Genomic DNA, 21,038 nt, shown 5'->3' with positions numbered 1-21,038 from the left:
GCCATGGCGATTTCTTTGTGACAAGGCGTCATGAGCTCAGTACACATGACAGGCGCCCGCCTCCTGCCCGTGTCTCTCATGTAGAGCCGAGCCCGCGCCCGGCTGCCGGCAATCCCGTTTGCCCCGTGAGCCGAGCATGGGCTCGGCTCTACAGAGATTCTTCCTGCGACACCCGGTCGCAGGCCATCGAGCGACGCGCTTGACCAATGTCAAACCGCCCGCCGCCGCGCGGGCGTATTTCTATGCAGGACCCGAACACGCCGGCACTGCCGGCATCCACAAGGACCCTGCGATGAGCTACACCCCCGACAACGCCCAGCTGCTGAACGCCATGCAGAACGTCATGGTGATCTCCACCACCGACCTGCAGGGCAACATCACCTACGCCAATGACCTGTTCTGCACGCTCACCGGCTTCGCCCGCGAGGAACTGATCGGCCAGCCGCACAGCATCGTGCGCCACCCGGACGTGCCCAAGGCCGTCTACAAGGACATGTGGGACACCATCAAGGCCGGCAAGACCTGGACCGGCATCGTGCCCAACCTTGGCAAAGGCGGCGTGCTCTACGTGGTCGACACCACCGTGCAGCCGCTGTTCGACGCCGACGGCAACATCACCTCGTACATCAGCATCCGCCGCGTGGTGAACGACCTGATGCAGAACTACGACCTGGTCGAGTTCAGCAAGGAAAAGTTCGACGACTTCTACGAGGCCGCGTGAACGCTCTCCCGACCAGTACGCCCTTCAGCCGCCTGCTGGTGGGTTTTGCGTCCGAGTCGGGCAACGCCCGCGCCCTGGCCCAGCGCCTGGGCGCGGGCCTGCAGCTGCACGGGCCGCAGGTACTCCCGTTCAACGACATCGATGTGGCCAGTCTCGGCCACGGCGATGTGCTGCTGGCAATCTCCAGCTCGTTCGGCGATGGCGAACCGCCGGCCAATGGCGAGCAGTTCTTCGAAACACTGCGCCAGACCCCGACGCTGCGCGGCCTGCGCTATGCGGTGTTCGGCCTTGGTGACACCGGCTACCCCAGCTTCTGCGGCTTCACCAAGGCGCTGGATGCTGCATTGAGCGAGCGCCAGGCCCAGCCGCTGCTGCATCGGGTGGACGCCGATCTGGGCTACGAGCAGTTCTTCCAGCAATGGCAGCCGGTGCTGGGCCAGGTGCTGGAGGGTGACCTCAGCGCTGGCCAGGACCTGCACCTGCAGGTCACCGCCTATGGCGAAGACAACGCCTTTGCCGCGCGCATCCTCGAACGACGCCGCTTGAACAGCAGCGACCCCGCCGCGTGGCACCTGCAACTGGACATTGCCGGCAGTGGCATGGCCTATCGCGCGGGCGACACCCTGCACGTAGTACCCGAGAACGATCCTGCCCTGCTGCAGGCATTGGCCACCTGGTACGGCGACACCACCGCCGTGGCCGCCCTGCATGACCGCGAGCTGCGCCTGCTGAGCAAGGGTGTGCTGCGCGAACTGGCACGGCTGGGCGGTAGTGAGGCACTGACGGGCCTGCTGAAGGTCAGCCAGAAGCGCGAGCTGGACGCCTACCTGCAGGGCCTGGACCTGCTGGACGTGCTGCAGGACCACGCCACGCCGGACAGCGTGCCGCTTGCCCGGCTGCGCGAACTGCTGTCACCGCGGCTGCCACGTGCCTATTCGATCGCCTCGCACCCGTGCGACGACCAGCTGAGCCTGTGCCTGCGCGAAGTGCGCTACACCCTGCGCGGCCGCGAACGCTTCGGCACTGCCACCGGCAGCCTGCTGCATGGAGGCGACCATGCCCGTGTGTACTGCCGCTCCAACCCCGGCTTCCACCTGTCCGATACCGGCGAGGCACCGCTGCTGCTGGTCGGTACCGGCACCGGCATCGCACCGCTGATGGGCCTGATGCAGGAGCTGCAGGCCAACGGCTGCGAACGCGAGGTGCACCTGGTGTTTGGCGAGAAGCACCGCCAGCACGACTACCTGTACCGTGACCAGCTGCTGGACTGGCGCACGCGTGGCGTGCTGGCCGGCCTGCATACCGCGTTCTCGCGCGATGGCGCCGAAAAGATCTATGTGCAGCATGTGCTGCAGCAGCGCGGCGATGAAGTGCGCGATGTGCTGGCCCGCGGTGGGCATCTGTACCTGTGCGGCAACAAGCGCCACCTGGAAAGCGCGGTGCGCGAGGCCATCGATGCCATCGGTGGCGAAGGCCACTGGGACACGCTGCGCAATGAAGGCCGCACGCACTGTGAATTGTACTGATCCGTTGATCCTGTAGAGCCGAGCCCACGCTCGGCTGCTGTTGGCGTTGTCGCGCAGAGCAGCCGAGCATGGGCTCGGCTCTACAGGTGCACGTCAACCGTCGACAATGCGGCCGTCCACCACGCGCGCCACCTGCTGGCCGAACATGGCCACATCCTGCGGGTCATGGCTGATCAACAGCAGCGGAATGCCGGTCCTGTCCAGCACGGTCTCCAGCTCCTGGCGCAGGTGCTGGCGCAGGTCGTGGTCCAGCGCGGAAAACGGTTCATCCAGCAGCAGCGCCTGCGGCTGTGTCACCAGCGCGCGCGCCAGCGCGGTACGCTGGCGCTGTCCGCCGGAAATCTGTGATGGCAGCAGATCGCCCACCGCGTCGATGCGGAAGGCGTGCAACCATTGTTCCACCGCGTCGAAGCGCTGGCCGATCCGCGGATTCAACCACCCCTCCTGCAGCCCGAACGCCACGTTCTGGCGCACGCTCAGGTGCGGGAACAACGCGTAATCCTGGAACACGTAGCCCAGCCGGCGGCGCTGCGGCGGCAGATCCACAGCGGTGGCCGCGTCGAACAGGGTCTGCCCCTGCAGGCGCACATGGCCCTGGCCCGGCCGCAGCAGCCCGGCCACCGCCTTCAGGGTCAGGCTCTTGCCGGCGCCGGAGGGTCCGAACAGCACCACCTGCCGCTGCGTGCACTGCAGCGATACGTCCAACACGAAATCCTGGCCGGCCGCCTGCAGGCGACGCTGCACCTGCAGGTCAAGCCACATCACGCAGCTCCCGGCGACGTCCGCCCACCAACCGCGCAGCCAGCAACAGGATCACGATGCAGACCACCGAGGTCAGGATCACCAGCGCATTGGCCTTGCCGTCCTGACCGGCCTGCACCGCCTCGTAGATGGCGATCGACAACGTCTGCGTCCGGCCCGGAATGCTGCCGGCCACCATCAACGTCGCGCCGAATTCACCCATCGCGCGTGCAAACGCCAGCAACAGGCCGGCAAGAATGCCGCGCCAGGCCAGCGGCAGCGTGACGCGGAAGAACACCGCCGCTTCGGACACACCCAGCGTCCGCGCGGCCTGCTCCAGCTGTCCGTCCACTTCCTCGAACGCCGCGCGTGCCGGCTTGAACACCAGCGGCAGCGAAGCCACCGCCGCCGCGATCACCGCGGCCTGCCAGGTAAACACCAGGTTGATGCCGAACCACGACTGCAGCCACGCGCCGATCGGGCCGTGGCGACCGATCAGCACCAGCAGGTAGTACCCCAGCACCGTTGGTGGCAGCACCATCGGCAGGGTCAACAGCGAATCCAGCAGCTCACGGCCGGGAAAGCGCCGACGCGCCAGCAGCGCGCCCAGCGCCACGCCCAGCATCAGGTTGGCCGCGGTGGCCCAGCCGGCCACCTTCAGCGACAATCCCAATGCACTCCAGTCCAGATCCATGCGTCAGGGCTTGCCGAATCCGTGCCGGGCCAGGATCGCCTGGCCCTGCGCCGAACGCACGAAGGCGACAAACCGCTTGGCCTCTGCCGGCTGCGCGCTGGCCCTGGTCACCGCCAGCGGATAGGCGATGCGCCCGGACACCGGTACCGCGAAGGCACGGCGTACCCGGTCCGGCATCGCCTGCGCGTCAGTGGCATAGACGAAGCCGGCATCCACTTCACCGCGCGCCACGTAATCCAGCGACTGGCGCACGTTCTGCGTGGTGATGATCCGGCCCTGCACCGACGGCCACAGGCCGGCCGCTTCCAGCGCGCCCTTGGCATAGCGGCCGACCGGCACGCTGTCCGGGTTGCCCAGTGCGATGCGTTGCACGCCGGCACCGGCCAGGTCCTTCAAGCTGCGCGGCGCGGCCCTGGCCTGCGGCGGCGCCACCACCCACAGCGCGTTCACCGCGAACACCGCGCGGCTGCCGGCCGCCAGCAGGTCCTGCTGCTGGGCCTGGTCCATGGTGGCTTCATCGGCCGACGCGAACACATCCACCGGCGCGCCGCGGCTGATCTGCTGCAGCAGTACGCCAGAGGCGGCGAAGTTGAAATCGACCCTGGTTCCCGGGTGCGTCTTCTCATAGGCCGCACCCAGTTCGCGGAAGCTCTCGGTCAGGCTCGACGCCGCCGACACCGTCAGGTCGGCCGCCCAGGCCGGTACCGTGGCCAGCAGGCCCAGCCACAACAATGCCGCTCGCTTCATGCCCAGCCCCCTGCCTGATCAGTCCAGTCCGGCGTCCCGGGCTACGGCCAGTTCCGCCAGCCGGTCCGGGTCCAGCAACAGCATCTCACGTTGGTTCACCGCAATCACACCGTCGTCGCTCAAGCGGCGCAGTACCCGGCTCACCGTCTCCGGCGCCATCCGCAGGTAGTTGGCGATCTCGGTGCGGGCCATGCTCAGGTTGAAACGGGTGGCGGAGAATCCGCGCCGGGCATAGCGCTCGGAAAGATCCAGCAGGAACGCCGCCATGCGCTCCTCGGTGCGATGGTTGGCGGCCAGCGTGGCGACCTTGCCGATCTCGGCGCTGAGCAGGCTGAACAGCCGCGCCTGCAACCCCGGCATGCGCGTGGCCAGCAGGCTCAATCGCGGAAACGAGATCCGGCACAGGTAGACGGTGTCCAAGGCCACGGCGTTGCAAGGGAAGCGCGCGCCGTGGATGGCATTGAGCCCGATCACCTCGCCCGGCAGGCTGAAACCCAGCACCTGCTCGTTGCCCTGGCTGTCATCGACGAACGTCTTGACCATGCCGGCACGCACCGCGGCGATCGAGTCGAATGGATCGCCGGCACGGAACAGGTAGTCGCCGGCCTGGAACGGGCCGACGTGGTCGACCAGCACATGCAGTTCGCCCAGCGCGGTCTTGTCGTAGCCCTGCGACATGCAGGCGTCGGAGAACGCACAGGTGCTGCAGAAGTGCAGCGCGTCTCCGTCATCGGCTGCTGCCGGATTGGGCGTGGCCGGCCGGGACGCAGAGGGAGCGGAGGGGTCCAGAGGCATTGCAGCGAGGCAGGAACGAAGGCCCTCATCATACGACAGCGCACCGCCCGGCCCTGCGCAACGTGCGCCTACTCTGGCGCGGGTTCGGAACGCCGCTGGGGGCCACGCTGCCGCATGCTGTCGCGCACGTCCACGTCGAACTGCAGCTGCAGCATGCTGTCGTCATCCAACGCGATACCGAAGCCCAGCCCATCCCGGCAGGGCAGCCTGCCCGCCAGCGACTCAACGGCCTGGCGAGGCAGTACCAACCGGCAGAATGTCCCGCCATCGAGCAGCACCGCCTGATCGCCGGCATGCAGCGACAGCGCCACGCCCCAGCCACCGCTGCCACCAAAGCGCGTCAGGTTCTCCACTGATTCGCCGGCCAGCAATCCTGCCAGTTCTTCTTCATCCACGCGCAGGCGCATCGATTGCTGTTGCAGCTGGACCTTCATGCTGTGATGGACTCCCATTCCGACGGGGTGTTGCAGTTGAGCAGCAACGCCTGATCCTCCGGCGCCAGTGGCATCCGTGTCACGCCCAGGCGTTCCTGCAGGGCGCGCAGTGAACGGCGCGCCGTCGGATCATCGATCAAGGCCTGCAGCACGCGGCGGCAATGATCATCGATCTGCAACCGCATCGGCAACGGTTCATCGTCGAATACCGTGCAGGCACGCCCTTGATCGGCCTGCAGCCGCTGCAACAGCGCGGGTGTCACCCGCGGCGTATCGACCGGCACCACCCAGGCGGGGCCGTCTGGCATCTGCATTGCCACACTGTAGAGGCCGCCCAGCGGGCCGCAGCGTGCGACCCGGTCCGGGATGCCACCAAAAGCTGGGTAGTCGCCGCTCACCCATACCCTCCCGGCGCCGGCCTGCAGCAGCAGGCCGCGCATGTGTTCCAGCAGCGTGCGGCCGTGCCAGGGCAGCAGCGCCTTGTCGCGGCCCATCCGGCTGGACAGGCCGCCGGCCAGCACGATGCCATCAATGGGGATGTTCGTGATCGTGCGCATGGTCATGGCCGGGTTCGCCGTCCGCATGGCACAGGCTGCAACCCTCGCTCCACGCGCTGTCGCCGTCCTCGTAATGCTCCTGCTTCCAGATCGGGCACTGGTGCTTGACCACCTCGATCAACTGCCGGCAGGCGCGGAACGCCTCGTCACGGTGCGGGCTGCCGGCGGCCACCACCACCGCCACATCACCGATGCCGAGCAGGCCCTTGGCATGCGCCACATACAGCTTCAGCTTCGGACCGAACGTGGCTTCGACCTCGGCGGCCAGGCGCTTGAATTCGTTCAGCACCAGCGGTTCGAACAGATCGTAGGTGATCCCGGTCACCCGCCGGCCCACGTTGACGTCGCGCACCTTCCCGATGAACACGTCGATGCCGCCGAAGCCCGTATCGGAAACCGCCGCGATGCCCTCGGCCGGATCGATTGCCGCCTGCGCGCGGTCCACGACCTTGGCGATGATCGTCTCGCTCATCGCTCAGCCCCCGCTCACCGGCGGCAGGATCGCCACCCGGCCATCGTCGGGCAGCGCCTCGTGGTCGCGCAGCACGCGTTGCTGGTCGGCGAATGCCGAGTAATCCAGCAAGCCGGAACGGAAACCCGGCCAACGCAGCGGCAGCAGCTCGCGCAGCGCCTGGCGCAGATCGGCCACGGTGCCACCGGCTACATCCACGGCGATCTCGCGGCTGGCATCCAGATCGGAAAACGCACCGAACAATTGCAGATTCACCTGTCTCATCACGGCTCCTGGCTCGCCAGCTGCACAGGGTCCTGATGACCCCAGCCCTGCACGCGCACTGGCGTGCCGGCAGGGGCGAGACCGCCCTCGCCGTCCAGCACCACCCAGGCGTTGGCCTGCAGCATGGACATCAAACGGAACGACTCCTGCCCTGCCAGCACGCGCGCACTCAGGCGGCCCTGCGCGTCCACTTCCACCCGGGCCCGCGCATGGAAGCGCAGGCCCGGCGGCGTGCGCACGTCGGCCTGCAGCGGCAACATCAGCACCTGCTCCGGTGCCAGCCCCAGCAGGCGGCGCAGCACCGGCTCGACAAAGAAGCGCTGGCCCACCGCAGCCGACACCGGGTTGCCCGGCAGGCCGAAATACAGCGTGCCATTGGGCAGCACCGCGAACAGCAATGGCCTGCCAGGGCGGATCGCCACCTTGTGGAACACGATGCGCGCACCGCGGCCGCGCAGCGCGTCGGGAATGAAATCGTAGCGGCCGGCCGACACCGCGCCGGTGCTGATCAACAGCTGCGCACCCGCGTCCAGCGCTTGATCCAGTACGGCATTGAAGGCGGCCACCTCATCGCCCACCGTGCCCTGCCAGACCACCTCGGCACCGGCGGCCTGCAGGCGGCCGACCAGGTATGGCCGGTTGCTGTCACGGATCTGCCCGGATTCCAGCGCCTGCGCCGCCTCGGTCACCAGCTCCTTGCCGGTGGCGATCACCGCTGCCTTTGGCCGCGCCACCACCGCCACCTCGCCCACGCCGATCGCATGCAGCAAGGTGCGCGCGTTGATGTCCAGCACCTGCCCGGCCTGCAGCACACGCTCGCCGTCGCTCACATCTTCGCCGCACAGGCGCACGTTCTGGCCCGGCTTCACCGATGCCTTCAGGGCGATGCGGGTCGGGCGTCCATCTTCGCTGGTGAGGATCTCCACATTCTCGACCGGCACCACCGTATCCAGGCCAACCGGCATGCGCGCACCGGTCATGATTTCCCAGGCACCCTCGCCGCCGTCGGCACCGGCATCGCCCGCCGCCTGCCAGCCCTGCACCCCGAATTCGGTACCGGCCTCGAACGTCGCGCCGTTGGCGCGCAGCGCGAAGCCGTCCATCGCCGAATTGTCGAACGGCGGCAGCGACTGTGCGCTGTGGATGTCACGGGCCAGCGTGCGGCCCGCGGCCTCGTGCAGCGGCAGGCGTTCGGCCGGCAGCGGCTTGGCCGCGTCCAGCAGGTGCTGCAAGGCATCGCTGTAGGGGATCATGCGTGGCCATCCCCCTCGACCATCGCCAGGGCGTGGCCCAGTACCGGCGCCAGGATGTCCAGGCACTGCGCCGCCGCCTTCGGGCTGCCCGGCAATGCAAACACCAGCATGTTGCCCAGCTGCACCACCTCGGCGCGGCTCAGCCAGGCCATCGGCGTGTGCTGTGCGCTCAGTGCCCGCACCATCTGCGCCAGGCCATGCACCGGCCGCGCATTCAACGAACGCAGCGCCTCCGGGGTCAGGTCACGCGGGCCCAGCCCGGTACCACCGGTACACAGGCACAGGCGCACGCCCTCGGCGGCCAAGGACTGCAGGCGGCTGGCCAACGGCTCGATGCCATCGGGCAGCACTTCGGTGACCACCACCTCGCCACCCAGCTTCTTCAGCCCGGTCACCAGGGTCGGTCCAGAGATATCCTCATAGGTGCCTTCGCTGGCGCGATCGCTCAGCGTGATCACCGCGCAGGCCGCGCCTTCCAGGCCCTTCGGCGCACGCGGCTTGAACCGCTCACGCTCGGCCTCGTCCATGCCGTCCGGGTGCAGCCAGACACCGCGCTTGCCGCCCTCCTTGAACAGCAGGCGGATGCCTTCGATGCGCAACGCCGGCTCCACCGGCTTGCTCAGGTCGTACAGGGTCAGCAGCGCCGCGTTGACGCCGGCCAGTGCCTCCATCTCCACGCCGGTGCGCGCCTCGCTGGCGCACTCGCACCACACGCGGATCGCCTGCCGTTCCGGTACCGGCGCGCAGAACACCTGCACCAGTTCCAGCGGCAGCGGGTGGCACAGCGGCATCAGCATCGAGGCCATCTTGGCGCCCTGCAGGCCGGCAATCTCGGCCATCACCAGCGCATCGCCCTTGGGCAGGCGGCGCTCGACAATCAGCGGATAGGCCACTGGACCGGCATGCAGCTCGCCCACCGCCACCGCACGGCGGCGGCTGATGCGCTTGTTGCGCACATCGGCCATGTGGAAGGCCGCGTTCAATTCCCCACTCATCGTGTTGCTCATCCTCCGATGGAGGCCAGGTGCGGGGTCAGCCCGGTCTGGCCCTGGTGCAGTCCATGCCCGGCCGCTTTCAGGCCAAGCTGGGTGGTGATGCGTGCCAGCAGCGCGTCGTGGTCCTTATCGCGCTGCAGCAGCGGGCGCAGCGGTACGCCGAACTCGCCGAACAGGCACAGCCGCAGGTCGCCCTTGGCGGTCACCCGCAGGCGGTTGCAGCCCTTGCAGAAGTCACGCGAATACGGGGCGATGATGCCGATGCTGCCGCGATGGTCGGGGTGGCCGAACTCGCGCGCCGGGCCGGCGTCGGCCGCGCGCGGACGCTCGTGCCAGCCCGCGGCCAGCAGCTGCTCGACCACCACGTCGGCGCGCAGGTGGTAGCGCTGGAAATAGGCTTCGTTGTCGCCGGTGCGCATCAGCTCGATGAAGCGCACGCTGAAGGGGCGGTCACGCAGGTAGTCCATCCACTGCGGCAGCTCGTCGTCGTTCAGGCCCCGCAGCAGCACCGCGTTGAGCTTGATCGCCGGCAGGCCCAACGCCTGCGCCAGGGCCAGGCCCTGCTGGATCTCCGGCAGGCGGTCGTGCCCGGTGATGGTGTGGAAACGCTCGCGTTGCAGGCTGTCCATGCTCACGTTCAGCGCGGTCAGGCCGGCCCGGTGCCAGCCCGGCAGGCGCCGCGGCAGCAGCGTGCCATTGGTGGTGATGGCCACCTTGCGGATGCCCGGCACCGCCGCCACGGTGGCGATGATCTCGTCCAGATCCTTGCGCAGGCTGGGCTCGCCACCGGTCAGGCGGATCTTGCTCATCCCCAGCGCCGCAAAGGCCCGCACCAGGCGGCCGATCTCCTCCACCTGCAGGAAACGCGGGTGGCCATCGGCCTGGTACCCGTCGGGCAGGCAGTAGCTGCACCGGAAGTTGCAGGCTTCGGTGAGCGACAAGCGCAGGTACGGAAAGCTGCGTCCGAAGCTGTCGGTGAGTTGGCTCATGGCTGTTCCGCCTCCTGGTACCACCCTGCAGCCCTGCCCCTGAACGGGTTGTCGACCCCAGCCCGCAGAGTGCGCTGGGGCGTTGAAAGCGTCAACCGGGGAGGCACGCAGCCTGAATTGGTACCGCCTGTCGCGATAGGCCCTCCGCGCCCGTCCCGTTCGCCGTGACAACCTCGACACCTGTCGCAGATTGCACGCTGCGGGCGGATCACTACGCCAGCCAGCACTGGCGGGGCTTAACAGCGTAGGACAATGTCAAAAGCGTCTCCAATCGAGTGATGTTTGCAACTCTTCTGATTGGCATTGCACAGCGCCAGGGGCTCAGATGGCGTGCCACCGCAAAAGGGTGGCCGGGCTTCGAATCCCGTGTTGGCCTTGAGTAAGTGCGCTTGCCAGCCGGCGTCACCATGCGTGGCGCCGGCTGGCAATCCGTCTGCCGGCTATGGCGGGCGGTGCGTTGGGGGCGTTCGCGCCCGCCGGCTTGAGGCCAACCCGGATTCGAACCACGTACCGCCCGCCACCTTTCGGGTGGCGGCTACCGATTGCCCTGCACGGAGCCTTGCCATGAACGAATCGGACCTCCCGCATCTGCACGCCTACCGCAGCACCGCCGGCGACGACGGTTCGCCTCCGGCTGCGCCAACAGTGGACAGGAACACCTTCATTGCCAATCTCCACCGCATCGGCTCCGGTGCGGCGGCCGACGGACAACCCTGGCCGGAGCGTCACCAGCTGCCCGGCCGCTGCCTGGCCCTGGCCGACGCCGATTGCGCGTTGACTGGGTTGCGGGTGGTGCTGGAAATGCTGCTGGCAGCCGAACGCACCCGGCAGAACGGCGAACCCGGGCAGTACGTGGGCGACCGCGTGATGGAGGGGTTGGTCATGGCCTGCCAGTCGTTGTGCGCCCAGGCGGTAGGGCGGTTGCAGCCCGAAGGGTGAATGCCATGTGCAACGGACTTCAGCGAGGATCGCCTCCCGCCCGACACGCGGTCGGCGCAGCCCCCTTGTTCGGGGGAACCGCGTGTACATTCCAGCGATCTGCCAAAGCGCGTTCGACGCGGAAAGAGAATGACCATGCCTCGGCGGGCATCTTCCCTTGAGAGAAGCCAATAGCTATCTCGAAGCGATCCAATCCGAGGTTCCCCGCCTCCAGTCCCGAGCCATCTTCCCGCTTCACTCCGATGTAGACGACAGGGCGTTTCACGTCCACCTTTGCCCTGGCAAGCTGGCGATCCAATTCAGCGCTGCCATCGAAGAACTGCATTCCTTCGTCCTTGGCGATAGAGCTGAGGGTCTGCTTGAACCGATTCACGCCCTCTTGGTCATGCACGCAGAACTGGATCATCTTGAAGGGCCGCTTTCCTACAGCCCATGCGCCGCCAGAGAATCCAAGTCCGACTCCAATCAGAAGTAGTGCTGTCAGGATCCTCACCATCATCAAGGTCCCAATTTGCAGAGTGTGGCGGCCAACGTCGCCGCAGGGCCAAAAATCTTGACCCCAAGGATATCTCCGCTCGGTCTTCTCAGGCGCCTTCCCCCGGATGAGGGAGACCTTGTCGGGGGTGAGGAATCTGGGCACGGAATGTCCTTCAGAGCACTGCACCCGCCATCGGCAGATGCTCGATCCGCCATGTCCTGGCGTAGATCAGAATGACGCTACCGGTCGAGGTGGTCTCGATACGAAAACACTTCAGGCCGGACAGCGGATAGCCGACCGCCTTCCAACGATCAAGAAGATCAGCGAGTCCCGGCGCGTCATCGTCAACTCTGGCGAACTCAATTCCCTCGTCACCCAGTACGCCGAAGTTCATGAGCGCAGAGCACCCGTACGCTTCCGGGAAGCAAACGATTGACTCCCGACCGTCCGGCCAGCGCACGTGGACCTTTACCTCATCGCATACGCCTGGATTCCTTCTATCGATGTTGATAGCCAGCAACGTGGCGTCACACCATCCGAGCGCGTTGAAATCCTTCATCTACTGGAATTCCCCAAACCCATACAACAGAACGACCGAATCACCGCCGCCATCATTGCTGCGGCGTGTACGGGGAATTTCTTCAGCCTCGCAACGCCCTACTTCACGCAAGACGACTTCAACGCGTGCCTAGCCTGTGCTGATCCAACATTGGCCGACACCAGTTGATCGACGAGTTGACAAGAGATTCTCTGTTCCCCGTGCATAGGGACGACAAACAGATCCCCATTGTCCCTCGTTGTGTCCAACGCAACCCAAACCCTCGCTTGCGCGTCTACAGAGAACCCGGCGAGCAGATGCCCGCCCCCTTCTTCATAGATCAGGTCGCCAACCGGCTGGCGTCTGTACTCCAGCTCGGCGCTTTGCAAAGCGGCATAAACCGGCTTCTCGCCCAGCTCACCTCGTTGGAGTTTGCGAAATGAAAACAGCGCCGCACCTGTGAGAAGGATGAAGAGCAACACGTAAATGAATCTCATGGACTAGATTCCCCATCAGAGCTCTGGGATGCGCGAGGACGATCGCCGGTCACCGCTCCTGAAGCTCCCCAAGATTGAGATCCCGGGCATATGACCGCCGACTACTGATCTGTACTTCTTTGGATGCGAACCTTCGACCATCCCTGCATTCGACGGCGAATTGGTAGCTTCTGGGTTCCGGCCCTGCAACGACCATCATGGGGACCGAGAATGTGCTTCCAACCGGTTTCGACGAAACTACACCTTCGTCCTCCCCGAGCATACTCAGCTCACAATCTAGAGCGCGAACGTCACCCTGACCTGGCGGCACGCTTCCCGAGACGCGCACGATCATATCGCCACCCAATGTTGCACAGCCGGCCAGAACCAGACCGGCAACGACAGCGGCGGCATACCTCACCTTCGGCATCCCCGAATTCTCAGTACGCACTGCGACGTCTACGCCGATAGCCATTCAGGGATGCATCAATCTCATCAATAGATACCCGCCATGATACGAATGTAGTCGTCGAGCGAATCCACCCGCCGATCGACTTCAATACCACGCTTTTTTGCGAGCGATTGAAGCTCGAATATCAACACCCCATACCCCGAGTCCCAGCCATGAGCTTCACCAGGCGACAGTTCCTTCGAAAATCGATCTCCAGGACGGAGCCTCCCGGAGGGCAAACGAAGCTCGTCTGCAACATGCTCCAGCAGCTCCACTACGGTTTCCTGATCCAGACCACTCTCCGCATAGTATTGGTCATAGAAGCCAGTTGGCGACAGCGCCTCTCTTTCTCTCAGTTTGTCTTTCATTTCCCTTCGCCTCTATCCACCGCCTGCGCTGCAGCCACAATAGACCATGGAGCCGATATCCCATAGGTCCTCCCGCACAGTCGTCACCGCGGCCCAGCAATCTTCCTGCCGAACGCCTGGGTGCTTGAAGCTTGCCGGACCATCCGATCTTCTTACACGGCCCTCCCATTCGTGAACACGGACAAGTGGCAAGGTCGATTTGACACATACCCGAACCCACACGACGCTCGGCCGGAAAGTGCCGAATCAGGCACCGGGAAAGGAGATCGCCACGTGCCACTCACGCATTTCGCTTACTAGGTGAGACCGCCCAGCCACCTATAACTTTATTCCGCTGTAAACAAGGCCCAGCTCTTCATCGCGCATGACCCAGCGGCCAGCATTTCCCTCCGGACACAGATAGAACTTGCCGCCATAGCTTGATGCTCGTGACCACGCGCTGCGAGCAGACTGTGGAAATCTCCGCATGACTCGCGCGCCGGACAGCTCCGGCCTGCTCACCAGCCTACATTCTTCGGGCAAAGTAAGAACCCCGCTGGTCAGGCGGAAAACCAGCCAAGATTCATTTGTGTCAATGTCGTGCGACTCGCGTATATTGACTGCATCCTCTGGCAACCATGAAGGCAACCATTTGGATTCACCGATTGCTTGCCTTGAGACGACTTGATTGCGGTCTGCATACTCGGTGCTGGCAACTTCCATGCAACCAGAAAGTGCGATTGACAGCGTCACGATTTGGAGCAGCTTGGAAGCGTACATCTGAGGCATCCGAGTCATCAGCAAGGGAAGTTTCCACCGGGTCGATAGCTCCCGCACATCTGCGAGCAACTCCGCGTACGGCTCATTTGTCCAGATGATCGTCCGAGGCGGTTTTCCAGCTGATCCGCAGCGAAGTCAGCGGCGGAGTCGCCCTTGATGTTTTGATCGAACCACTATAGTTGTAAAACAACCCGCTCGCATCCGTGGCCTGCTGGCCCGGGAAGCGCAGCGCCAGCTCAAACGCCACACCATCGCCATCCGGGTCGGCACTCGGAATCTGGTTGCCGAACACCTCGCTCTTGTTGCTCCACTCCCAGATCGAGACGTTCCGTACCGGGTCGATCACCACGCGCGGCGTACCTAGGTGATCCGGCTGGACGTAGGCCAGTTCCGGCACGCCGGTACTCGGCACATTGATCAGCGCCACCGGGTAGTTGTCCAGCCAGATGGCCTGCTGTTGCGCCTGGCCCGTGATGGTTGGTTGCCGGATGGGTGTGGCTCTCGCTTCCTGCCAAGATGGTCAGTGTGGTGCGATTGCCAGTATCGGTAGGCAGAGGTCCCAATCGGCCTGCTGGAGAACTTTAATTAGCGGACGTAACATTAGCTCACAGTCCCCAGAAGCCATCCCAGATCAAGCGCCACCAAGATTTGGCTATTCGGGCCGCTTCACTTGGCTTTCTTGTGAGAGCCATAATGACCCATACGGTGCTTCCGCCCATGATGACTAGCGCAACCAACGTCATTAGCGCGGGGCTTATGTGCCTATAAAACCACCAGCCTAGGAGGACCAGGATCATCAAAGCAACATAGCGGAGCAGCAATCCAGTTTTCATAGTCCTATGGTTCCTACTTCCTGCAAGAATTCCCTTGGCTTATGGACAGCCTCCTTAACGTGCTTCTCCATAATATCAATCCAAAAAGGCTCACCGGGGTCATCTGACTCAGTTCCCCAAGGCAACAAACCCGAGTATGTCTTCAGGACGTCGCCCCTCGAATAGTTGCTACTGTCTTCACAGGCTGCCTCCGCCCACTGCTGCTCGGCGCGAGCCCACGCCTTCTGGCCACTAGTGATGTTCCAGACGCCCAGCCCAATACTTGCGGAGCCCGGTGCGGCAGTCACTACTGCCCCCTCCATGCCAAGTCCTCCAGCGATCCTCAGCGTACCCGAAGCAAGTAAGCGCCCAGCATTGATCGCATTCCCAATTGCGACGGCTGTCTTGTGCACGTTCCTTAACCCCAACGGGTCTATTAAGCTAAGTGAATTTCCGCCAACGCATCCGTATGTGCTGATCCCGCCCCTGAGTCCAATGCGATCACTCTGCGAATACCGCCCCACTGCAGGGTCGTATTCCCGCTGATAGTTGTAGAACAATCCACTCGCATCCGTCGCCTGCTGGCCCGGGAATCGCAGCGCCAGATCGAACGCCACACCATCGCCATCCGGATCAGCACTCGGAATCTGGTTGCCGAACACCTCGCTCTTGTTGCTCCACTCCCAGATTGCAACATTCCGCAACGGATCGATCACCACGCGCGGCGTGCCCAGATGATCTGGTTGGACGTAGGCAAGTTCCGGCACGCCGGTACTCGGCACATTGATCAGCGCCACCGGGTAATTGTCCAGCCAGATGGCCTGCTGCTGCGCCTGGCCCGTGGCCAAGTAGTTGCCCAGCCACTGCCCTGCCTCGTCGTACAAGGTGATCTGTGCTGCGCCACCGGCCGGGGTACGCAGAACGCGCTCGCCGCGATGGTTGTAACCGTAGCTTTCCAGCACCGCATTGCCCTGCTTCACCGCGTTCATGCGGTTGGCGTCGTTGTAGGTGAACGTCTTGCTGCCGATGCTGGTGGTATTGCCCACCGCGTCATGGGTGCGCGCCTCGCCATCCACTGCGGTCAGCCAGTGGCTGGTTGCGGGATAGGTGTAGCTGGCGGTGCCTGCCGACGTGGTCAGCGCGGTGCGATTGCCGGTGGCGTCATAGGCATAGGTTTCGATCGGCGTGCCGGTCGTACCGTCCTGGGTCTGGGTCAGGCGACCCAGCGCGTCGTAGGCGTACTTGGCCAGCACCGACGAGCCTGCGCCGTTCTTCAGCTCGGTAATTGAACCGACCGGGTCATAGCCGTAGCCCAGTGACAGGCCGCCCGCGGCCGGGTCATGCACCGCTTGCGGGCGATAGTCCAAGTCCAGCGGACGCTGCAGCTGGCGGCCATTGCCATAGGTCCAGCCCGTCGCCGGGCCGAAGGCCGCGTAGGTCACGTTGTTCACCACGATCTGGCGCGCTTGGCCGGGGCGGGTGAGGCCGATCTGAGTGATGCGGCCCTGGGTATCGCGCACGTAGTCGGCCACGCTGCCGTCGGGGTAGGTCAGCGCGGTCAAGCGACCCGACTTGCTGTAGGCATAGCGCAGGGTGGTGGCCACACCATTGACGGTCTGCACCTTGCGGGTGACCTGGCCGAAACGGTCATGGCAGTACTGGGTGCTGCCATTGGCGTGCAGCACCTGCCCCAGGCGCCCCTTGGCAAAACGCTCGTCGGCGGTACACGCAGCAGGCGCCACGTCATAGCTGTAGCCCACGTCCAGATTGGGGTCCGGGTAGGCGATACCGATCAGGCGGTTGAGTGCATCGTAGTGATAGGTGGCGGTGACGCCACGCGCATCGGTAGCCGTCTTGCGATTGCCGGCGGCGTCCACGGTGAAGCTGCTGGCGCCACTGTCCGGGCTGACTTGCCCGGTCATATCACCGAAACCGTTGTAGGCATAGGTGGTATGCAGGCCCTTCGGGTCGGTGACCTGGGTGACCTGGTCCAGCGCGTTGTACTGGCTGCGGATCTCCGCCGCCACGCCGCCGACATCCTGCAGGGTCTGCGCCAGTCGGTTGAGCGGATCGTACTGCTGGCTGGTCACGCGCTGCAGGGCGTCGGTCACGGTCTGCGGGTTGCCGTTGGCATCGTAGGCAAAGCCGGTAGCGTGATTGCCTGCGTCCTTCAGTGCGGTCAGCTGGCCGAGCGTGTTGAACGTCCGCGCCAAGGTGCGACGTAGCGTGCCGCCTGCATCGAGCGTGTCTTCCTTGAGGCGATTGCCGGCGTTGTCCAGCATGTAGTAAATCGTGTTGCCCGCGTTGTCCTCGATATCGGTCAAGCGCAGCGCCGCATCGTAGACATAGGAAACGCTGCTGCCGTCGGGCTCGGTGATCTGTTGCACCTGGCCGGTCGGCGATGCGCATCTGGCCGACCTCACGGCCGTGATCGATACGCTCGCCCCCGGTCGCAACGTGGTGCTGGTGGGTCATTCCTATGGCGGCCTGCTGGCCACGGAGTTTGCACGCCGCCAACCGGAGCGCCTGCAGGGCCTGGTGCTGGTGGACCCGGCCACGATGGGGCAGCGCCATGCGTTCAAGCAGGCCGACAGTGCCCGCGTGCAGGCAGATGATGCCCAGCTGCGGGCGATGCTGCCGCCGGCCATGGCCGCCGACTACGCCGTGCTGACCGAACAGCTGGATGCACCCGGTGCGGAAACCCCGCGCACGATGCCGGACGTGCCGGTAGCGCTGCTGACTGCAACCCAGCTGGCTGCCGAACCGCTGTTCTTTGAGGAAACCGCAGAGGGCAAGGCACTCTGGAAAGCACAGCACGCCCTGCTCTTTTCGGGATTCACGCGCGGCTCGCACCGCTACCTGGCAACCGGCCACGCCCTCCAGCGCGAGGATCCTGCTGCGGTGGTGGCCGCGATTCAATCGGTCTCCGGCACCTCGAAGTAGGCGTTCCAGGCAACGGCTTCGCCCGTTGTTCCCCGCTACTGCCCACGCAGGCGCACCGCAAAGTACCGCGCCGGGGAAAGGCCAAGCGCTTTCTTGAACATCGTGATGAAGGCCGTCACCGACTCATAGCCCAGCGTCTCGGAAACGCGTTGTACCGGTGCACCGGCGGCGAGTTCCCGAATGGCGATGAGCAGGTGCAGTTGCTGCCGCCAGCGCCCGAAGGACAGTCCCGTTTCGCGTTCGATGAGCCGGGTCAACGTCCGCTCGCCCAGGGCCAGGCGCACGGCCCACTGGCTGATGGTGCTGCGATCTGCCGGATCCGCCGACAGCGCCGCCGCCAACGCCCGCACCTTCGGGTGATGGCTGACCGGCAGCGACAGATGCTCGGCCGGCATCTGCACCAGTTCGTCCAGCAACACCCGCGCCAGCCGGTCGGTGTGGCTGCCATGCGGGTAGTCCAGCGGCGCGTCGGCCAGGTGCAGGATCATCTCGCGCAGCATCGGCGAGATCGCCAGCGTCACGCACTGCGCCGGCAGGTCGACGATGCCGGGCTCGACGAACAGGTAGCACAGGCGCGCGTTGGCGGTGGCGCGGTTGCTGTGCGGCATGCCGCCCGGAATCCAGACGCCACACTGGGGCGGCACGATCCACAACGCATTGGCGACTTCGCAGGTCACCGCCCCATGCAGCGCAAGAATGAGCTGGCCCTTGCGGTGCTCATGCACCGGAATTTCCGCTTCGTGCTCGGCCACCTGCAGGCGGCTGGCAACCGCCGGGCGATCGGTCTCGTCAGGGTCCAGGTCAAAGCCGGGGAGCGAAATGCGAGCCATTCTCACATTGACCGGTTTTAGCGATTGGTTGTCATTGTAGCGAAATTCGCCAGTGCGGCCGATCACTAGCATGAGCCGCATGCACTCCCCCACCCCTGCCCGTCCCCACGTGTTCCAGGCATTCGCCCGGTTGAAAAGCCCTGCCCTCAGGACCGATCAGGAGGCGGTGCTGTTCTCGCTCAAATGCCTGCTCGCCGCGTCGCTGGGGCTGTATGTCTCTCTAAGGATCGGCCTGAATCGCCCGTTCTGGGTGATCGGCACGGTCTATCTGGTATCGCAGCCTCTGTCCGGGGCGACACTCAGCCGCGGCCTGTTCCGCCTGCTCGGTACCGTGGGCGGAGCCGTCGCCACCGTCGTGCTGGTGCCACGTTTCGCCAATGCACCCCTTGTGCTGAGCGCCGCGCTCGCGACCTGGATGGCGCTGTGCCTGTATCTGGCGATGCTCGACCGCACGCCACGTGCCTATGCGTTCCTGCTGGCCGGCTATACCACCAGCCTGATCGGCTTTCCTGCGGTGATGGTGCCGGGAGACGTGTTCACCATTGCCATCACGCGGGTGCAGGAAATCGCCATCGGCATCCTGGCCGCAACGCTGGTACACGCGCTGGTGCTGCCGCGCCGGGTCTCGATGCGCGTGCACGCACGGGTCGCTGCCGTGCTGGATGACGCGGAACGATGGACACGGGACATGCGCGCCGGCGCATCGGACACGGTGCTGGCGACGGACCGCTCGAAAGTGGCGGCCGACCTGCTCGAGCTGCATGTGCTGTCGATCCACCTGCCCTTCGACAGCGCCCACGGCGTGGCCCAGGTGCAGATCCTGCGTGCCCTGCATGACCGGATGCTGGACGTACTGATGCTGTCCAGCGCGGTGGAAGATTCCATCGCCCGGCTGCGATCACCACAGGCCAGCGCGATGGATGCAACAGACTGGCGCGATCTGCTGCAGGCCAGCCTGGTCGCGCAACAGGCCGAGATCGACCTTGCCCACGCCGATTGCCGCGTACTGCAGGCGGAGCTGCACACTGCCCGGCCCGACTGGCGCCGGCATGTACCTGCCCGCCTTGCGCGACATGCGCAGGGTGCGGTACTTCACCGGGATCATCGGCTTGCCCTGCGCAGCGCGCTGGGCGCGTTCGTCGGCATCCTGCTGAGCTGCGTGTTGTGGATCGTTACCGGCTGGTCGGACGGCGCCACGGCGGTGTCCATCATCGGCACGGCGTGCGTGCTGTTCGGCACGATCGAAGCGCCTGCGCCGCATGTCATGCGCTATCTGGTGGGATCGTTGATCGGCGTTGGCGTCGGCCTGCTCTACGGTCTGCTGATCTTCCCCGCGCTGTCCGATGTCGTCGGCCTGATTGCCGCGCTGGCGCCTGCGCTGCTGCTGTGCGGATCGTTCCTGGCCCGGCCTCCCTTCATCATGGCTGCCCTGGGCGTGGTGCTGACGTTTCCGCTCATCGCGGGACTGGGCGCGACCAATACGGTCAACATCGTCGGCGCACTCAACAACAGCGTAGCGTTGTTCGTGGGTACGACAGTGGCACTGTGCAGCATGCAGCTGTTCCAGACCGCCGATGCGGGCCGCAACCGCGCACGGCTGGAGCGTTCGATCCGTCGGGACATCGCACGACACGCCGCCGGTCAAGGCGGCGTGGCCCGGGCCTGGCTCAGCCGCACGCTGGATCGAATCGGGCAGCTCGCTCCCCGGTTGCGGGGCGGTTCCAGTGCCGCAGACGACCTGCGGGCATTGTTTGCGGACGTGCGCGCGGTACGTGCATCCAACCAACTCCGCGCACTGGACAAGTGCCAGGACAACCCGCAGGTCCGGGCGCTTCATGCGGCGCTGATCGAACGCATCGCTGCACATTTCAGGGTACGCGCCCACTCGGCACGCAGTGTCGACATCCATCTTCTGGAACTGCTGGACCGCATGCACGAGGCAGCAGTGCCCAGCAGCGGGGATGATCGTGAGCATCTGTCGCACCTGCTCTGCGGATTGCGCCGCGACCTGCTGGCGCCTGCTCTCACCCTTCGGCACTGACCTCATGTTTTCTGATCTCTCCATTGATGGCGTGCTGATCCCCGGCCTGCTCGCCGTGGCCGCCGCCGCGCTGGCGCTGTCGATGCTGACCTCGCGCCTGCTCGCCAGTCTCGGTCTGTACCGCTTGTTCGCCGCGCGACCACTGGTGGGCCTGTCCCTGTTCGTGATCCTGGCGGAGCTGATGATCCGGCTCTCGCCCCTGCTCGAGAAATGAA

The 21,038-nt window shown here is 65.2% G+C and carries 23 protein-coding genes and 2 pseudogenes; 6 read left to right on the top strand and 19 right to left on the bottom strand.

The annotated features are described in order from the left end of the window. Window positions 1–292 precede the first annotated feature (292 nt). Entirely contained in the window at window positions 293–721 is a 429-nt protein-coding gene (locus J3A72_RS12060; RefSeq protein WP_005409905.1) for a PAS sensor domain-containing protein, read from the top strand. After that, window positions 718–2,247, top strand: a complete 1,530-nt coding sequence (locus J3A72_RS12055) for a sulfite reductase flavoprotein subunit alpha (protein ID WP_075075757.1) — start codon at window positions 718–720, stop codon at window positions 2,245–2,247. Before J3A72_RS12060 ends, J3A72_RS12055 begins: the two co-directional genes overlap by 4 nt. A gap of 93 nt (window positions 2,248–2,340) precedes the next feature. Here the strand turns inward: J3A72_RS12055 and J3A72_RS12050 are convergent, their stop codons facing one another. The 11 genes from J3A72_RS12050 to moaA form a co-directional block, all read right to left on the bottom strand. Next, the gene (locus J3A72_RS12050; protein ID WP_075075756.1) at window positions 2,341–3,009 is read right to left on the bottom strand and encodes an ATP-binding cassette domain-containing protein; all 669 of its coding nucleotides are present in this window, start codon (window positions 3,007–3,009) and stop codon (window positions 2,341–2,343) included. Continuing rightward, window positions 2,999–3,682, bottom strand: a complete 684-nt coding sequence (gene modB / locus J3A72_RS12045; RefSeq protein ID WP_075075755.1) for a molybdate ABC transporter permease subunit — start codon at window positions 3,680–3,682, stop codon at window positions 2,999–3,001. Before modB ends, J3A72_RS12050 begins: the two co-directional genes overlap by 11 nt. 3 nt (window positions 3,683–3,685) lie before the next feature. Continuing rightward, complete coding sequence (gene modA, locus J3A72_RS12040; RefSeq protein WP_046430996.1) at window positions 3,686–4,429, bottom strand: molybdate ABC transporter substrate-binding protein; 744 nt, start codon at window positions 4,427–4,429, stop codon at window positions 3,686–3,688. An 18-nt stretch (window positions 4,430–4,447) separates the two neighbouring features. Next, window positions 4,448–5,224, bottom strand: coding sequence for a helix-turn-helix domain-containing protein (locus J3A72_RS12035; RefSeq protein WP_075075754.1), 777 nt, complete (start codon window positions 5,222–5,224; stop codon window positions 4,448–4,450). A gap of 68 nt (window positions 5,225–5,292) precedes the next feature. Continuing rightward, window positions 5,293–5,658, bottom strand: a complete 366-nt coding sequence (locus J3A72_RS12030) for a hypothetical protein (RefSeq protein WP_014647390.1) — start codon at window positions 5,656–5,658, stop codon at window positions 5,293–5,295. After that, window positions 5,655–6,221: a molybdenum cofactor guanylyltransferase gene (locus J3A72_RS12025; protein ID WP_075075753.1), complete on the bottom strand. Its 567-nt coding sequence runs from the start codon at window positions 6,219–6,221 to the stop codon at window positions 5,655–5,657. The genes J3A72_RS12030 and J3A72_RS12025 overlap by 4 nt, the downstream gene beginning before the upstream one ends. Continuing rightward, entirely contained in the window at window positions 6,187–6,687 is a 501-nt protein-coding gene (locus J3A72_RS12020; protein ID WP_053494514.1) for a molybdenum cofactor biosynthesis protein MoaE, read from the bottom strand. Before J3A72_RS12020 ends, J3A72_RS12025 begins: the two co-directional genes overlap by 35 nt. 3 nt (window positions 6,688–6,690) lie before the next feature. Beyond that, complete coding sequence (locus J3A72_RS12015; protein ID WP_075075752.1) at window positions 6,691–6,951, bottom strand: MoaD/ThiS family protein; 261 nt, start codon at window positions 6,949–6,951, stop codon at window positions 6,691–6,693. Further along, complete coding sequence (glp, locus tag J3A72_RS12010; protein ID WP_075075751.1) at window positions 6,951–8,204, bottom strand: gephyrin-like molybdotransferase Glp; 1,254 nt, start codon at window positions 8,202–8,204, stop codon at window positions 6,951–6,953. Before glp ends, J3A72_RS12015 begins: the two co-directional genes overlap by 1 nt. Next, complete coding sequence (moaCB, locus tag J3A72_RS12005; protein ID WP_075075750.1) at window positions 8,201–9,199, bottom strand: bifunctional molybdenum cofactor biosynthesis protein MoaC/MoaB; 999 nt, start codon at window positions 9,197–9,199, stop codon at window positions 8,201–8,203. The genes glp and moaCB overlap by 4 nt, the downstream gene beginning before the upstream one ends. Before the next feature lie 8 nt (window positions 9,200–9,207). Continuing rightward, a complete protein-coding gene (moaA, locus tag J3A72_RS12000) occupies window positions 9,208–10,188 on the bottom strand; it encodes a GTP 3',8-cyclase MoaA (protein WP_075075749.1) in 981 nt (326 codons plus the stop codon). Between the two features lie 564 nt (window positions 10,189–10,752). Between moaA and J3A72_RS11995 the strand changes: the two genes are divergently transcribed. Further along, entirely contained in the window at window positions 10,753–11,127 is a 375-nt protein-coding gene (locus tag J3A72_RS11995) for a hypothetical protein (protein WP_049420410.1), read from the top strand. 19 nt (window positions 11,128–11,146) lie between these two features. Here the strand turns inward: J3A72_RS11995 and J3A72_RS11990 are convergent, their stop codons facing one another. The 7 genes and pseudogenes from J3A72_RS11990 to J3A72_RS11960 form a co-directional block, all read right to left on the bottom strand. Next, window positions 11,147–11,533 (bottom strand): hypothetical protein, encoded by a 387-nt coding sequence (locus J3A72_RS11990; RefSeq protein ID WP_049420417.1) that lies wholly within the window; start codon window positions 11,531–11,533, stop codon window positions 11,147–11,149. A gap of 244 nt (window positions 11,534–11,777) precedes the next feature. After that, on the bottom strand, window positions 11,778–12,164 hold the full coding sequence (locus J3A72_RS11985; protein WP_075075748.1) for a hypothetical protein: 387 nt from the start codon (window positions 12,162–12,164) through the stop codon (window positions 11,778–11,780). A 98-nt stretch (window positions 12,165–12,262) separates the two neighbouring features. Beyond that, window positions 12,263–12,640: a hypothetical protein gene (locus J3A72_RS11980; RefSeq protein ID WP_049439435.1), complete on the bottom strand. Its 378-nt coding sequence runs from the start codon at window positions 12,638–12,640 to the stop codon at window positions 12,263–12,265. Window positions 12,641–13,114: 474 nt separating this feature from the next. Then, entirely contained in the window at window positions 13,115–13,438 is a 324-nt protein-coding gene (locus tag J3A72_RS11975) for a hypothetical protein (protein ID WP_075075747.1), read from the bottom strand. A gap of 318 nt (window positions 13,439–13,756) precedes the next feature. Further along, window positions 13,757–14,197, bottom strand: coding sequence for a hypothetical protein (locus J3A72_RS11970; protein ID WP_126412434.1), 441 nt, complete (start codon window positions 14,195–14,197; stop codon window positions 13,757–13,759). 82 nt (window positions 14,198–14,279) lie between these two features. Further along, window positions 14,280–14,624, bottom strand: a complete 345-nt coding sequence (locus J3A72_RS11965) for a hypothetical protein (protein ID WP_075075746.1) — start codon at window positions 14,622–14,624, stop codon at window positions 14,280–14,282. Window positions 14,625–15,026: 402 nt separating this feature from the next. Next, window positions 15,027–17,408 (bottom strand): annotated as a pseudogene (locus J3A72_RS11960) (RHS repeat-associated core domain-containing protein); the annotation flags it as partial. Between the two features lies 1 nt (window position 17,409). On the opposite strand from J3A72_RS11960, the pseudogene J3A72_RS11955 reads away from it, so the two are divergent. Further along, window positions 17,410–17,952: pseudogene (locus J3A72_RS11955) on the top strand (alpha/beta fold hydrolase); the annotation flags it as partial. Between the two features lie 35 nt (window positions 17,953–17,987). Here the strand turns inward: J3A72_RS11955 and J3A72_RS11950 are convergent. Then, window positions 17,988–18,782: a helix-turn-helix transcriptional regulator gene (locus tag J3A72_RS11950; RefSeq protein WP_075075745.1), complete on the bottom strand. Its 795-nt coding sequence runs from the start codon at window positions 18,780–18,782 to the stop codon at window positions 17,988–17,990. A gap of 79 nt (window positions 18,783–18,861) precedes the next feature. Here J3A72_RS11950 and J3A72_RS11945 point away from each other — a divergent pair, with 79 nt between their 5' ends. Continuing rightward, entirely contained in the window at window positions 18,862–20,823 is a 1,962-nt protein-coding gene (locus tag J3A72_RS11945; protein ID WP_230374537.1) for an FUSC family protein, read from the top strand. Window positions 20,824–20,827: 4 nt separating this feature from the next. Further along, window positions 20,828–21,037 (top strand): DUF1656 domain-containing protein, encoded by a 210-nt coding sequence (locus tag J3A72_RS11940; protein ID WP_014647401.1) that lies wholly within the window; start codon window positions 20,828–20,830, stop codon window positions 21,035–21,037. Window position 21,038 lies beyond the last annotated feature (1 nt).

The sequence above is a fragment of the Stenotrophomonas sp. PvP093 genome (genome assembly GCF_017876915.1).
Taxonomy (GTDB): Bacteria; Pseudomonadota; Gammaproteobacteria; order Xanthomonadales; family Xanthomonadaceae; genus Stenotrophomonas; species Stenotrophomonas muris.
Note: the sequence above shows the minus strand (reverse complement) of the source record. Positions and strands in the feature narration are given on the sequence as shown.

What these genes read in the sequence shown, in the direction of transcription:
- moaCB (WP_075075750.1), bottom strand. Translation starts at nt 9,199, where the DNA reads ATGAGTGGGGAATTGAACGCGGCCTTCCACATGGCCGATGTGCGCAAC.
- J3A72_RS11950 (WP_075075745.1), bottom strand. Translation starts at nt 18,782, where the DNA reads ATGGCTCGCATTTCGCTCCCCGGCTTTGACCTGGACCCTGACGAGACC.
- glp (WP_075075751.1), bottom strand. Translation starts at nt 8,204, where the DNA reads ATGATCCCCTACAGCGATGCCTTGCAGCACCTGCTGGACGCGGCCAAG.
- J3A72_RS12020 (WP_053494514.1), bottom strand. Translation starts at nt 6,687, where the DNA reads ATGAGCGAGACGATCATCGCCAAGGTCGTGGACCGCGCGCAGGCGGCA.
- J3A72_RS11980 (WP_049439435.1), bottom strand. Translation starts at nt 12,640, where the DNA reads ATGAGATTCATTTACGTGTTGCTCTTCATCCTTCTCACAGGTGCGGCG.
- J3A72_RS12030 (WP_014647390.1), bottom strand. Translation starts at nt 5,658, where the DNA reads ATGAAGGTCCAGCTGCAACAGCAATCGATGCGCCTGCGCGTGGATGAA.
- J3A72_RS12015 (WP_075075752.1), bottom strand. Translation starts at nt 6,951, where the DNA reads ATGAGACAGGTGAATCTGCAATTGTTCGGTGCGTTTTCCGATCTGGAT.
- J3A72_RS11940 (WP_014647401.1), top strand. Translation starts at nt 20,828, where the DNA reads ATGTTTTCTGATCTCTCCATTGATGGCGTGCTGATCCCCGGCCTGCTC.
- J3A72_RS12025 (WP_075075753.1), bottom strand. Translation starts at nt 6,221, where the DNA reads ATGACCATGCGCACGATCACGAACATCCCCATTGATGGCATCGTGCTG.
- J3A72_RS12050 (WP_075075756.1), bottom strand. Translation starts at nt 3,009, where the DNA reads ATGTGGCTTGACCTGCAGGTGCAGCGTCGCCTGCAGGCGGCCGGCCAG.
- J3A72_RS11970 (WP_126412434.1), bottom strand. Translation starts at nt 14,197, where the DNA reads ATGTACGCTTCCAAGCTGCTCCAAATCGTGACGCTGTCAATCGCACTT.
- J3A72_RS12035 (WP_075075754.1), bottom strand. Translation starts at nt 5,224, where the DNA reads ATGCCTCTGGACCCCTCCGCTCCCTCTGCGTCCCGGCCGGCCACGCCC.
- J3A72_RS11990 (WP_049420417.1), bottom strand. Translation starts at nt 11,533, where the DNA reads ATGATCCAGTTCTGCGTGCATGACCAAGAGGGCGTGAATCGGTTCAAG.
- J3A72_RS12060 (WP_005409905.1), top strand. Translation starts at nt 293, where the DNA reads ATGAGCTACACCCCCGACAACGCCCAGCTGCTGAACGCCATGCAGAAC.
- J3A72_RS11985 (WP_075075748.1), bottom strand. Translation starts at nt 12,164, where the DNA reads ATGAAGGATTTCAACGCGCTCGGATGGTGTGACGCCACGTTGCTGGCT.
- J3A72_RS11995 (WP_049420410.1), top strand. Translation starts at nt 10,753, where the DNA reads ATGAACGAATCGGACCTCCCGCATCTGCACGCCTACCGCAGCACCGCC.
- modA (WP_046430996.1), bottom strand. Translation starts at nt 4,429, where the DNA reads ATGAAGCGAGCGGCATTGTTGTGGCTGGGCCTGCTGGCCACGGTACCG.
- modB (WP_075075755.1), bottom strand. Translation starts at nt 3,682, where the DNA reads ATGGATCTGGACTGGAGTGCATTGGGATTGTCGCTGAAGGTGGCCGGC.
- J3A72_RS11975 (WP_075075747.1), bottom strand. Translation starts at nt 13,438, where the DNA reads ATGAAAGACAAACTGAGAGAAAGAGAGGCGCTGTCGCCAACTGGCTTC.
- moaA (WP_075075749.1), bottom strand. Translation starts at nt 10,188, where the DNA reads ATGAGCCAACTCACCGACAGCTTCGGACGCAGCTTTCCGTACCTGCGC.
- J3A72_RS11945 (WP_230374537.1), top strand. Translation starts at nt 18,862, where the DNA reads ATGCACTCCCCCACCCCTGCCCGTCCCCACGTGTTCCAGGCATTCGCC.